Here is a 13,022-nt window from a genome sequence, read left to right on the forward strand (position 1 = left end):
GGAAATAATACAAGGGTTTCACGGCCAGAATCCCACATCCACACCTTACCGGGTTGAGCAGAGAGGGGGACCATGGACATCAAGGACTTGCGTGACGCGGTGGCTGCCATGATGCCGGAGGTGCGGGAGGACCTGGAGCGGCTGGTGCGCATACCCTCGGTATCACTGGAGGGCTTCCCGCCCGAACCATTGCGCGAGATGGCCGATGCCGTCGTGAAGCTCGCGACCTCGGTCGGCTTCGCAAACGTCCGCCTCATGGACATGCCCGACGGGTACCCCACCGTGCTCGGGGAGATAGAGGGGCCTCCCGGCGCGCCCACCGTCCTGCTCTACGCCCACTACGACGTGCAACCGCCCGGACCTGAGGAGGAATGGACCTCGCCCGCCTTCGAACCGGCGGTGCGGGACGGTCGCCTGTATGGACGGGGGGCCGCGGACGACAAGTCCGGCGTGGTCATGCACGCGGCCGCCGTGCGCGCTTTCAGCGGCAGGCCCCCCGTGGGAGTGAAGCTGGTCATCGAGGGCGAGGAGGAGTCCGCCAGCCACCTGGACGACTACGTGCTGGAGCACCCGGACCAGTTCCAGGCGGACATCATCGTGGTGGGAGATATCGGCAACTGGAAGGTCGGGGAGCCGACCCTCACCACCACCCTGCGCGGCATGGCAGCATGCACGGTGGAGGTGAAGACCCTGCGCAGTCCCGTGCACAGCGGCATGTTCGGGGGACCCGCTCCCGACGCCCTCATGGTGCTCATCCGGCTGCTCTCGGGCCTCCTGGACGACAAGGGCAACACGGCAGTGGAAGGTATCGCCCCGTTCCCCTGGGGGGGGCTGGACTACCCGGAGGAGGTCTACCGCGAGACCCTGGGCATACTCCCGGGGGTCCCGCTCATAGGAGAGGGCAGCGTGTCCGACCGCCTGTGGGCGAAGCCCTCGGTGACCGTCATCGGCCTGGACGCTCCGGCGGTGGAGGGCGCGGCCAACGCCCTGGTGCCCTCGGCCAGGGCGCGGGTGAGCATGCGAGTGCCGCCGGGACAGGACCCGGAACAGGCCCGCAAGAGCCTGGAGGACCACCTGCGCGCATCAGCGCCCTGGGGCATCGCGGTGGAGGTGACCGAGGGGCTGTCCGGGCCCGGTTTCTCCGCCCGCACCGACGGCCCCGGCTACGCCGCGGCCATGCGCGCCATGCGCGAGGTCTACGGCAAGGACAGCGTGCTCATGGGTCAGGGTGGCTCGATACCGCTCATCAGCAACCTGGCCACCGCCGCCCCCCAGGCGGAGATCATCCTCTGGGGCGCCGAGGACACCGCGGCGGCCATCCACTCCGCCGACGAGAGCGTGGACCTGGCCGAGCTGGAGCGCTGCGTCCTGTCCGAGGCGCTGCTGCTGCAATACCTGTCCGAGAAGTGAGGGGGACAGTCTGTCCTTCAGGCTTGTGACCGCATAGAAGGGAGGAGCCGATGGCTGAAAACAACGGGGGGAACGGGACAGGGGTGACCAAGTACCTGAGCTGGACCACCATCTGTTTCATGACCGTGGCCTGCGTGGCCAGCATCCGTAACACGCCGTCCATGGCCATCTACGGGTGGTCCTGCATATTCCTGTACCTCTTGCCCGCCATCGTCTTCCTCATCCCCACCGCCCTGGTCGCGGCCGAGCTGGCCAGCGGCTGGGAGGGCGGCATCTACCGCTGGGTCACCGAGGGCATCGGCCCCCGCGCCGGGTTCATCGCCATCTGGACGCAGTATGCCATGACCCTCACCTACTATCCCAGCCTGCTGGCGTCCGTGGCCAGTACCCTGGCCTTCGTCATCAATCCCGACCTCGCCGCCAGCGGCATCTACACGGGGATCATCATCCTCGTATTCTACTGGATCGCCACCCTCATCTCCTTCCGGGGGCTCTCGGCCAGCGCCATCTTATCCAGCGGGGGCATGGTCATCGGCACCCTCATCCCGGGGGTAACCTTGGTGGTGCTGGGCATCATCTACGTTGCTGGTGGAGGCACCAACTACGCGGCGGGCACCGGGTTCTTCCCGGAGTTCACGGGCATCGCCAGCCTGGTGCTCATCGTAAACAACTTCCTCTCCTACGCCGGAATGGAGGTCAACGCGGTGCACGTCAACAGCATGGAGCGCCCCGGCAAGGACTTCCCCAAGGCCATGTTCGTTGCCTCCGGCATGGCCGTGGCCATCTTCGTACTGCCGGCGCTGGCCATCTCCTTCGTACTGCCGCGGGAGACCATCAGCCTCACCGCCGGCGTCATGCAGGCCTTCCAGCAGTTCTTCGAGTACTTCGGGATGGGGTTCCTTACTCCGGTCTTCGCGGTGATGATCGTCTGCGCCATGCTCGGGGGCATGATGGGCTGGCTCGCCGGCCCGTCCAAGGGCCTGCTCATGGTGGGACGGGAGAACGGCTACCTGCCGCCGGTACTGCAGAAGACCAACAGGAACGGCATCCAGTCCGGCATCCTCATCGGCCAGGGGATCCTCGTCTCCATCGTCGCCCTGCTCTTCGCCTTCATCCCCAGCGTCAGCAGCTCCTTCTGGATCCTCTCCGCCATGACCACGCAGATCTACCTCATCATGTACGTGCTCATGTTCATAGCCGTGGTGAGGCTGCGCCGCAGCCAGCCAGACCGCGTGCGCGGCTATAGGGTGCCGGCCCTCATGGCCATAGCCGGGGTCGGACTCGTCTCCTCGGTGCTGGTCTTCGGCATCGGGCTTATACCGCCATCGCAGTTTGGCACCAGCAATCCTGGCCTGTATTCCCTGATGCTCTTGGGTGGGACCCTGATCCTGGGTATAGGCATCCCCGCTCTGCTCCTGTGGCGGCGCAAGCCGTCCTGGAGGAATGAAGGCGAGGCGGCGGAGGAAGGAGGCGCGTCATGAGCGGCTCCATCATGAAAAAGAAGTGGTTCAAGTGGACCGTATCGGTAATCGTCATCCTGAGCATGCTGGGACTGTCCGTCGGGGTCTGGTACTGGATAGGCAAGCCCAAGGTCAACGAGGAAGCCCAGGACAAGGCCCAGGAGCTCTTCGACCTGGCACGGGAGGCGGGGCTTCTGCAGGAGGTAGAGGACGAGGCCGCCTTCGTCGATGACCTGGCCCAGGTGTTCGGCGACGACGGGGGCTACGCGGTGGAGGTCGTCGAGGGCAACCTGGCCGAGGCCGTCCTCTCCTACGACCAGGCGCGCACCGGCGAGGTAACCCAACGCCCCATCATCGCCGAGCCGGAGTGGATCGAGTTCCAGCTGCTGGTGATCAAGGTCTACAATCCCGAACTGTACGTGGATAAGGTGCTCCCCTACATCAGGGACATGGACTTCCAAGGCGAGCTTCCCGCCTGGCTGCAGGAGGACCTGGAGACGCTTTAATCGTTTGTCGTGCTGGATAGTCGGGCGTTTGGCTCCGGGAGGGCAGGGTGCCGGATAGCGAGGGGCCGCAGGAAGGCAAGCACCAGATAGGCCTTATCCCCTGCGTGGCCTTCTGCGTGGGGACCATGATCGGCGGCGGGGTCTTCACCCTCTCCGGCATCGCCGTGGACCAGTCCGGCCCCGCGGCCATCGTCGCCTACCTGATCGCAGGCGCGGTCATGCTGCTCTCGGCCCTCTCCTTCGTGGTGGTGTCCAGCCGCTCGAAGCCTGGGGACTCCGGTTACGCCCCCCTGGGGGAGATCCTCTCCCCGGGCTGGCGCTTCATCGCCATGTGGGGCTTCTACCTCAACGCCGTGGTCTGCATCGCCTTCGTGCTCCTCTCCTTCGGCTCCTACTTGAACGAGTATTTCGTGAAATCCCTGGGCGAGACGGCCGCCGCGCTCATCGCCGTCGCGGCCATCGCCCTGCTCAACCTAGGCCCGGCCGACATCATCGGCAAGGCGGAGACGGGGCTGGTCGCCCTCAAGGTGGCCATCCTGCTGCTGCTCTCCGGCTACGGTATCGCCTTCATCGCCGACGTGCAGTGGACGCCCTTCTTCGCCGGCGGCCGCGGCTCGGTGCTCACCACCACCGCCCTGCTCTTCACCGCCTACACCGGCTTCAACGTGGTCACCAATATGGCGGGCTCGGTACGCGACCCCGACCGCACCGTTCCCCGCGCCATCGTCATCTCCATCCTCGTCGCCGCGACGGTATATATCGGGGTCATCATCGCGCTTCTGGCCAGCGGGCAGTCCGACTTCGGGGAGGCGGGCCTGGGCAAGGCCGCGGAGGCGCTCATAGGCCCTTGGGGCGGCCCCCTCGTCGCCTTCGCGGCATGCGTCTCCACCCTCTCGGCGGCCAACGCCAACCTGCTGGGATCGAGCGAGCTGATGATCCGCCTCGCCGGTCAGGGCGACGTGCCCCCGGCGGCAGGCCACTTGTCGAAGCGCGGCCACCCGGTTTTCAGCGTGTTCCTGGCGGCCATCATCGCCGCCCTGCTCATGGTCTTCTCGCGCGGGGGAGACCTCATAGTCGCCCTCTCCAACGTCACCGCCATCATCGCCATGCTCGTGGTGGACGTGGGCGCTTTCCGCCTGGCCCGGCAGGGCTGGCCGGGCGGTGGAGTGAAGCTGCCAGGCGGGGTGACCATCCCGGTCATCGGCTTTCTGGCGACCGGGGCCCAGCTCCCCTCCCTGGGCCTGAAAGCGGTGCTCATCGGTACGGGCATGACCCTCGCGGGCTACGCCATCTACGCCCTCCGCCACAACGGGTGGCTCTCCCACGAACTGGAGGAGCTGAGGCGGCGCATCCGCGAGCTGGACACACCCCTGGGCCGCGCGCTGCGAAGGATGATCCGGGAGTAGCCCGGGCCTTCAGGAACCGGTGTTCCCCTCGAAGGTGCGCTCCGGGACCACCTTCAACTCGATATGCACGTCTCCAGCCCGCTCGCCGATAGAGGCGAGGAGTTCATCGAAGGGCGGGAGGTCTCCATCGCCCGCTACGATCACGTCCACGTGGCGGCTGTCGACCTCGATGCTGAAGACCTCGTAGCCGCTGCCGTCCAGCCACCTCTCGGTCTCCTCCAGCGCCTGCTGATGCAGCACCTGCTCCGAGGTGACGTGATAGCTGGTGATCCCCAGAGGTATCGTGATGATGACTGTGGCAAGGGTGACGACGAATACCGCCCAGCGCTTGGCCCTCCTCCCCTGGAGGTGTAGGGCGGCGCCACCGTACCCCATCACGGCGAAGACGACCAGTCCGGCGATGACGATGGCCAGGAAGTTGGTTATGAAGAGGATGAAGGCGCCCAGGGCGTCCCCGTATGCGCCCGCCGCGAGGCAGATGCCCACCACCGACAGGGGAGGCACCAGGGAGACGGCGATAGCCACGCCGGGCAGGGCATCGGAGACGTCCTCGCGCCCCGTGGCGAAGGCGCCGGCGGCGCCCGACGCCAGGGCGATGATGAGGTCGATGAGGCGGGGAGAGACGCGCGCCGCGATCTGTGAGTTGCCCTCTATCTGCACCGATCCGGAAAGGACCCCGGCGAGGAGAAAGGCGAACCCCACCACCGCCGCGGTGCCCGCTACCACGATTAGCAGGGAGCGTATGATGTTGTGCCCGTCCCCGCTGACGATGCTGAGGGAGACGGCCATGATGGGCGTCATCAGGGGCGCCACGATCATGGCGCCGATGACGCTGGCCACCGAGTCGCTCACCACGCCGTAAGTGGCGATGACCGCCGAGAGCAGGAGCAGGACGAAGAACCTCACCAGGCGGTCCCGCTTGGGGTGGCGGTCGAAGAGCAGTTTCTCCTGCAGCAGCTCGACGTCTTCGGCGGTGACCTCGCCGCCGTGCAGCATATCGGCTAACCCTGCCATGTATCACCTCCCGGGTGATTCACCATCCCCGCACAGCGGACATGTCCCGCCCCCACGCCCGGGACCCCGCGGAAGTGCGCGTGTACATATCACCCAGATTATTCCCCGAAACACGGCCGGTCCCTTTCTTCCGTTATTCCTTGATCTGAGCGGGGAATAATGGGGTAGGCGCATGGGAAAGCCCCGGGTCCAGCGCACGGTGTTCATACAGGCGAAACAGGGAGGAGGAGACGGGATGTGCTGCTGTATCGCCGCCGTCGTGGGGGTCTTCGCACCCCGCCTGGCATTGCTCATCGTGTGGATCTTCACGCCCTACGTGACCCGCGCCTTCAGCACCTTCTGGTGGCCGCTGCTGGGGCTCATCCTGCTCCCCTATACCACCCTCATGTACGCCCTCGCCTACCTGCCCGGCTTCGGGGTCTACGGGTGGCGCTGGATCTGGGTGGTACTGGGGGTCATCCTCGATATCGCCTCGTACAGCAGCGGGGGTGTGAGCAGGAGCAGGCAGGCGCAGATGGCATGACCTGCCCACCAACCGACGCGAGTCCGGCGCAGCCTCGCGGCGACGAGATCGGGGGACAGGACGCCGGTCGCGGGCATCAAGCCAAAGGACAGAGCCGCGTCGCTGCAGAAGACAGCAGTAGACGAAACCGGTCGCCGGCGTTCCGGTCACGCCGGCAGCCCGAGGCGCGAAATGGAGGCGCTGTCCGAAGCCTATGATGAGGTGAACGAGCGGAGTTTGTCCGGATCGAAGGAGGTATGGACATGGTAGGTGCTTTTATCGTGCGCAACTGGACCTATATGCTGCTCAAGGGGATCCTGGGGGTCGCCTTCGGGATCATCCTGCTGGTGTGGCCGCGTGACACCATCGAGGCGCTGCTGATCATCTTCGGCATCTTCGCCCTGCTCGTCGGGATCATCTTCGCCATCGCTTTCTTCGCGGAGGTGTCGCGCAAGGAGAAGTGGGGTCTATCCCTTGGCATTGCCCTGGTCAGCATCTTTCTGGGCATCCTGGCCATCGTCCGCACGGAGACGACCGCGGTGGTCTTCCTCTTCCTGCTGGCGGCATGGCTGCTGGCATTCGGGGCCATCCAGATGGCCCTGGGCACCTCCATGGACCCGCAGTTCAAACTCCGCTGGCTGGTGGTCATCGAGGGGATCGTATCCATCATCGTCGGCCTGTGCCTGTTGCTCTTCACCGCGCCCACCCTCAAGCTGCTGGTCTTCTTCTTCGGCCTGTACATCATACTCATGGGCATCATCGATATCGTGGTCAGTTTCATGCTGCGCAAGTATATAAAGGCCGGCGGTCCGGAAGTGATCGTGGTCGAGGGTTAGTCAAGAATACCTGTCGGATATCGGCCGCTCCCGCCGGTGCGGGAGCGGCCCGTCCTTTTTCAGGTCCTAAGCATATGCGGGCGCCGCCGGTTCCCCTTTGAGCCAGCTCCTGATCACGAAGGCGAAGATGACCCGGAGCACCCCCATGCAGACGGCGTAGATGCCGAGGATGAGGATGACGGTCTTGATGCCGAAGAGGGGGTTGAACATGAACACGAACCCGATGACCAGTGAGATCAGCCCGAGTATGCCCAGAAACACCTTCCAGCCGGCGCTCGCTTTCACCTCGATGGCTGCGAATAGCTCCGTCATGCCCATGGCCATCAGCCAGACGATGATGAGCACGAGTACCGCCGCCACCCCGACGCCGGGGCGGGCCAGCACGATGATGCCGATGACGATCTCCGCCAGCCCCAGGAACAGCTCCAGTACCCAGCTCTCCTGCTTGCGGGCCGCGATGATCGCCCCCACGATGTGCACGATACCGAACAGGATGGCCAGCACTCCGAAGAAGATCAGGAGCACCAGGGTAGTAGCCTGTGGCCACACCAGGATGGCGATGCCGAAGGCCAGGGTCAGCAGCCCGTTGAGCAACATCAGTCCCCAGTGACGCGCGATGAATGCCTGCTCCATGCTTCGCTCCTTTCCGTCGCAAACAAGCCTCGCAGTTATTTTAATCCATGATCGCGGCCTCGTCTGCGGCGCCGCATCCGTACCATCCGACACACCCGTTCATCTCATTCCCGCCGACCCCTGTTATAATATTCAAGCCCATACAAAGACCGAGCATTTATTCGGGGAGGGACGTTATGAAAGCCATCGTCGTCGGGGCCGGCACATCGGGACTTGCCGCCGCGTATACCCTGCGCAAGCGGGGCGCCGATGTCGTCGCCCTGGAGGCCAGTGAGCTGGCGGGGGGACGCATCATCGGGGCGCGCAGGCAGGGCTACACCATGGACCTGGGCGCGCAGTTCTTCTTCAAGTACTACGACACCACCTTTGGGCTCTGCCGCGAGCTGGGTCTGGGGGACGAGATCAAGCACTTCCCCCTGAAGGTGGCCATCGCCAGGAAAGGCGGGCTGTACCCCGCGATCGCCAGCCTGAATCCCCTCGACCTGTGGCGCAGCCGCCACGACCTCCTGCGCTTCCGCGGCCTGTCGGTGCTGGGGATGCTGCAGTTCGCGCGGATCATGCCCCTGGTGCTCAGGCGCCGGCGCGACCTCAACTTCATCGATTACGGCAATATGCTCGACCTGGATGATGAGAGCTTCGCGGAGCTGGCCCTGCGGCGGGGCGGCGAGGACATCCTCGAGTACCTCTTCCAGCCCATCGCCTCCTGCCTAACCCTGGGTGAGCCCGAGGATGTAGGGGCCGGTTACGGCCTTACCCTTCTGTGGTATGCCCTGAACGGTCTATCCACCCTCTCCCGCGGTATCGGTTCCCTGGCCGAGCGCCTCTACGAGGAGTGCGCCGGCGACGTGCGTCTCTCCACGCCGGTGCGGAGGATCGTCATCGAGGGTGGCGCGGTGAAGGGCGTGGAGACGGCGGACGGCCTCATGGAGGCGGACGCGGTGATCTGCACCACAACCGCCACCAAGGCCCTGGAGCTCATGCCCGGCCTTCCCGCCAGCCTGCGCGCACCCATGGAGAAGGTGACCTACAGCGCCTGCTGCCACGCCATGTTCGGACTTGAGGAGCACCTGCTGCCGGAGGGATGGTACGCTGTGGGGCTGCCGCGCAAGGAGGGTACCTCCATGGCCGGTTTCGTGGACAACAACATCAAGTCGCCTTTCTATACCCCCCCGGGAGGTGGCATGGTACACTGCTTCACCTTCGGGAAGCATGCCTTCGAACTCAACGCCATGTCCGACGCGGAAGTCTTCTCCCGCCTCAAGGGTGAGATAAAGCGCTACATCCCCACCATGCCCGATGAGCCCGTTTTCTCGGAGATCTACCGCTGGGACGAGGCGGTCTGCCTCTCACCCCCGGGCATGCTGCGGCAGGTGTATAACATGAAGCGTGACCACTACCGTGACGTGAAGGGGCTTTACCTGGCGGGAGAGTACCTGAACATGCCCTCGGTGGATGGCGCCCTGCGCAGCGGCATCGACGCCGCCGCGGCCGCCCTCCGCGGCTAGGGGTCAGGTCTTGGATCTTGGATACCGCGGTATGTTGACAGAAATCCCTTGAATTACAGGTCTGCCAACCGGTATTTACTTGACCTTCCATATTATGGCATGCAAGATACAAGACCTGACCCCTGCAATGGAAAAGCCGCTCGCCTAATGGCAACCGGCTCGACTACGCGATCTCACGAGGGGTCAGGTCGGCTTATCGCCCTTCCCTTCTTCTTCATCCTCTTGCCGCACGCGGCAGGCGCCCGATATTCATGTTGGTACCCCGAGGCGCGGCAGGATAAGTCCGCTCAGCACCAGCCACACCCCGATCACCGCTACAAGGATAAGCCACTCCATCTTCCATCAACTCCCGGTCCGGACCGGACCTTTACCAGGGACGTCACGTGGAGCGGGTGCCGCATGATTCGGCACCGAGTCCCTTGTCCGAACCCCCGATGCCGATGACCGAAAACAGCTTGCGCACCCTCCCGGAACCGCACTTGGCGCATACCAGCTCCTGCTTGTCGGCGTCCTCTGCCTGGCGGAAGAAAGCGTCGAAACGGTTTCCGCATTCCTCGCACCGATACTCGAAAATAGGCATCCTTACCTCCCGTCGTGATTCCTTGACGAGCATAATAATATCTTTCCGTCCTGTCGCGAACCATGATCTAACTCAACCGGTTTTTTCGGGGGTCCTTGCCTGACCCTACGGGGACCCTAGACGAAGCCGCAATGGTTATCTCAAGCCGGGGTGAGCAAAGTCCGATTATCACGGTGCGGGGAAAAAACGAGAGCATTTCTCGTAATCGAATGGTTCCTATGGACTCTGAAACACGCGTCGCTTACGTTGCCTAACACCAAATGAGGACAGAGCTTATCATCGATCAACACGCCAAGGAGCATTAAATGATGGGTGAACCGGCTGTATATCACCCACTAACTTCCGTGATATCAACGGGTGGATCGAATGCCCCTGGTGAATTGAGGATACCGGCGCCGAAACGTTCCCGACTGCGTCATCCTTCTGCGAGACAATATAGTACCCTCGGGGGATATGGAAAACTGCCCGCCTTTTCGATGTCGTTATCGTAGTAACGGATGAGCGAGGATGCATAGGAGCTGATACCAGATGAAGCCAAGTGCGTTTCCAGGTTATCACGGGAGCAGGTTCTTCCCGGTACTCCTGTTCTGTCTCTTCCTCGTTTTCGCTCTTGCCTCCCCCGCCCTCTCAGCCGTTGAGGAGACTGGCCAGGCCGGCGAGATCCGTATCCTTCTGGGTTTCAAGCAGGTAGCCACGGCCGCGGACCTGGATGCAGTGCATTCGGCCTTGGAACCCCTGCTCGATGCAGTCCCCGCATGGGAGGGACCGGAACTCATGCTCCCCAACGTCGCTCGCATCCGCCTGCCGGATATCACCGATCTGGCCCGCCTCAGGGAGCTGCTGGGAGCGCTTCCTTTCACCTCTTTCGTGGAAGAAGACCATGTCACCCGCGCCTCCTATACCCCTAACGACCCCAGTTATCCGGAACAATGGCATCTCCCCTCCATCTCCGCACCCCAGGCGTGGGACGCCACCATCGGTTCCACGGACGTTACTATTGCGATCATCGATACCGGAGTGGATTACAACCACCAGGACCTCAAGGACAAGTGCGTAGCCGGCTACAACTACGTGGATCGCAACTCTGACCCCATGGACGACCACGGCCACGGCACCCATGTTGCCGGCATCGCCGCCGCACTGGGCAACAACTCCACCGGCGTGGCCGGGGTGGACTGGAAGGCGCGCATCATGCCCATCAAGGCCCTCGACTCGCGGGGTTCAGGCTATGTCTCGGACGTGGCCACGAGCATCCGTTACGCAGCCGACCACGGAGCCGAGGTCATCAACATGAGTCTCGGCACTTCCGAGTATTCCTATACCCTGGAGGAAGCGGTGAACTATGCCCACAACAAAGGGGTCATAGTGGTGGCGGCATCCGGTAACGAGAGTTCCAGCGTGAGCTACCCGGCGGCCTGTAACCATGTCATCGCGGTGGGGGCACTGGAGTCCAACGACAGCCTGGCGTACTTCTCCAACCGCGGTCAGGAGCAAGACCTCACCGCCCCGGGCGTATCCATCCTTTCCACCCTGCCGGGGAGCTACGGCAAGATGAGCGGCACATCCATGGCTTCCCCGGTAGTGGCGGGATGCGCGTCCCTGGTCCTGGCGGCCCACCCGGGGTATTCACCCAACCAGGTGGAGCAGGCATTGAAGGACACGGCGACGGACCTGGGCGCCAGCGGTTTCGATAACAACTACGGCTACGGCAAGGTCAACGTCTATGCCGCCGTGAGCGGCACGCAGCCGGAGCCCGAGCCGGAACCGGAACCGGAGCCGATAGATTGGGACCCTCCCGAACCTGGTGGCGAGACGGTATGGTACCTTGCCGAGGGCTACACCGGGCCCGGGTTTCAGACCTACGTCCTGGTGCAGAACCCCAACTCCGAGACCGCCTCCCTGCGCGCCGAATTCGTCGACCCCTCCGGCAACTACCTGGAGCAGTACTACAGCCTGAAGGGGGGTAGCCGCCTCACCCTCAACCTCAACGCCATCTTCCCCTCGCGAGACGTCTCCACCTGCGTCTCCTCCCTGAACGACGTGGGGATAGTGGTGGAGCGCTCCATGTACTTCAACAGCGCCGGCCGCACCGACGGACACTGCACGCCCGGCAGTCCCGGGCTCTCGACCACGTGGTACTTCGCCGAGGGCTATACCGGACCGGGCTTCGACGAATATATCCTGGTGCTCAACCCCTGGTTCACCAGCAACCGCATGCGGCTCACCCTCTACGATGCCTCCGGGGGCGAGCAGGCTTACGACTATTGGCTGATGCCGGCTTCCAGAATGACCCTGCACATCAACAGGCTGGCGCCCGGCAAGGACGTCTCGGCCAAGGTCGAGACCGCATACGGCGCGGTTGCCGAGCGGGCCATGTATTTCGATTACGGTGGCCGCAACGGCGGGCACTGCACCCTGGGGTCACCGTCCCCCTCCACGACCTGGTTCTTCGCCGAGGGCTATACCGGACCGGGCTTCGACGAATGGCTACTGCTCTATAACCCCAGCGGCTCCGACCGTACCGCCACCGTCACCTACCGCTTCCCCGACGGCGGGCAGTTGCAGGCCAACTACATCGTCAACGCCCACACCAGGTACTCCGTACACGTAAACCTCGAGACCCCCGACCGCGAGGTGGCCATCAAGGTGAGCAGCGGAGGGGACGGGCTGGTTGCCGAACGGGCCATGTACTTCGTCTATCAGGGAAGGTGGGACGGCGGTCACTGTACCGAGGGCGCACGTTCCCCGTCCGAGCGTTGGGACCTGGCCGAAGGGTACACCGGCGATGGGTTCGAGACCTGGATCCTCATCCAGAACACCAGCCCCTACGAGGCGGCGGAGATCCGCATGGCCTGCATGGGTGCCGCGGGCATCACCTCCACGCGCACCTACCAGCTGAAGCCGGGCTCTCGCACCACCATCTACTTGAACGAGATGGCCAGGGCGGGGGACGTCTGCGTTTCCCTTTATTCCGCCAACGGCGTCCCGGTGATCGTGGAGAGGGCCATGTACTTCGACTGCGGGGGCATCGACGGCGGGTCGGCGAGCATGGGCTGCAACTGAGCTGTACTGGTATTCCATATCCTGCCATATCAACCCTCTTTTCGTTGCCCGGCTGCCGGAGCCATGCTAGTATGGGATCATTCCGCCGCGGGGCACCATCCAGCTTT

Annotated in this window: 11 protein-coding genes; 8 read left to right on the forward strand and 3 right to left on the reverse strand. The window is 64.0% G+C overall.

The window, feature by feature from the left end; genetic code table 11:
- Positions 1–72 precede the first annotated feature (72 nt).
- From AB1384_07255 to AB1384_07270, 4 genes are read left to right on the forward strand one after another with little or no spacing between them, the layout of a single operon-like run.
- The gene (locus AB1384_07255; GenBank protein MEW6554066.1) at positions 73–1,410 is read left to right on the forward strand and encodes a dipeptidase; all 1,338 of its coding nucleotides are present in this window, start codon (positions 73–75) and stop codon (positions 1,408–1,410) included.
- Between the two features lie 50 nt (positions 1,411–1,460).
- Positions 1,461–2,891, forward strand: coding sequence for an APC family permease (locus AB1384_07260; GenBank protein MEW6554067.1), 1,431 nt, complete (start codon positions 1,461–1,463; stop codon positions 2,889–2,891).
- A complete protein-coding gene (locus tag AB1384_07265; protein ID MEW6554068.1) occupies positions 2,888–3,376 on the forward strand; it encodes a hypothetical protein in 489 nt (162 codons plus the stop codon). The genes AB1384_07260 and AB1384_07265 overlap by 4 nt, the downstream gene beginning before the upstream one ends.
- A 47-nt stretch (positions 3,377–3,423) precedes the next feature.
- A complete protein-coding gene (locus AB1384_07270; protein ID MEW6554069.1) occupies positions 3,424–4,782 on the forward strand; it encodes an APC family permease in 1,359 nt (452 codons plus the stop codon).
- A gap of 9 nt (positions 4,783–4,791) precedes the next feature.
- Here AB1384_07270 and AB1384_07275 read toward each other — a convergent pair whose 3' ends face one another.
- Entirely contained in the window at positions 4,792–5,796 is a 1,005-nt protein-coding gene (locus AB1384_07275; GenBank protein ID MEW6554070.1) for a TIGR00341 family protein, read from the reverse strand.
- Positions 5,797–5,968: 172 nt separating this feature from the next.
- On the opposite strand from AB1384_07275, the gene AB1384_07280 reads away from it, so the two are divergent.
- Both AB1384_07280 and AB1384_07285 read left to right on the forward strand, forming a co-directional pair.
- Positions 5,969–6,319 (forward strand): hypothetical protein, encoded by a 351-nt coding sequence (locus AB1384_07280; GenBank protein MEW6554071.1) that lies wholly within the window; start codon positions 5,969–5,971, stop codon positions 6,317–6,319.
- 242 nt (positions 6,320–6,561) lie between these two features.
- Positions 6,562–7,134, forward strand: coding sequence for a DUF308 domain-containing protein (locus AB1384_07285; GenBank protein MEW6554072.1), 573 nt, complete (start codon positions 6,562–6,564; stop codon positions 7,132–7,134).
- A gap of 66 nt (positions 7,135–7,200) precedes the next feature.
- On the opposite strand, the gene AB1384_07290 is transcribed toward AB1384_07285, so the two are convergent.
- Positions 7,201–7,767 (reverse strand): DUF308 domain-containing protein, encoded by a 567-nt coding sequence (locus AB1384_07290; GenBank protein ID MEW6554073.1) that lies wholly within the window; start codon positions 7,765–7,767, stop codon positions 7,201–7,203.
- 176 nt (positions 7,768–7,943) lie between these two features.
- Here AB1384_07290 and AB1384_07295 point away from each other — a divergent pair, with 176 nt between their 5' ends.
- Positions 7,944–9,272 carry an NAD(P)/FAD-dependent oxidoreductase gene (locus AB1384_07295; protein MEW6554074.1) on the forward strand — a complete coding sequence of 443 codons (1,329 nt, stop codon included), beginning with the start codon at positions 7,944–7,946 and terminating at the stop codon, positions 9,270–9,272.
- Positions 9,273–9,651: 379 nt separating this feature from the next.
- Here the strand turns inward: AB1384_07295 and AB1384_07300 are convergent, their stop codons facing one another.
- Complete coding sequence (locus AB1384_07300) at positions 9,652–9,852, reverse strand: zinc ribbon domain-containing protein (GenBank protein MEW6554075.1); 201 nt, start codon at positions 9,850–9,852, stop codon at positions 9,652–9,654.
- Between the two features lie 528 nt (positions 9,853–10,380).
- On the opposite strand from AB1384_07300, the gene AB1384_07305 reads away from it, so the two are divergent.
- The gene (locus AB1384_07305) at positions 10,381–12,915 is read left to right on the forward strand and encodes a S8 family peptidase (protein ID MEW6554076.1); all 2,535 of its coding nucleotides are present in this window, start codon (positions 10,381–10,383) and stop codon (positions 12,913–12,915) included.
- Positions 12,916–13,022: the final 107 nt, after the last annotated feature.

This window comes from Actinomycetota bacterium (assembly GCA_040757835.1).
Classification (GTDB): Bacteria; Actinomycetota; Geothermincolia; order Geothermincolales; family RBG-13-55-18; genus SURF-21.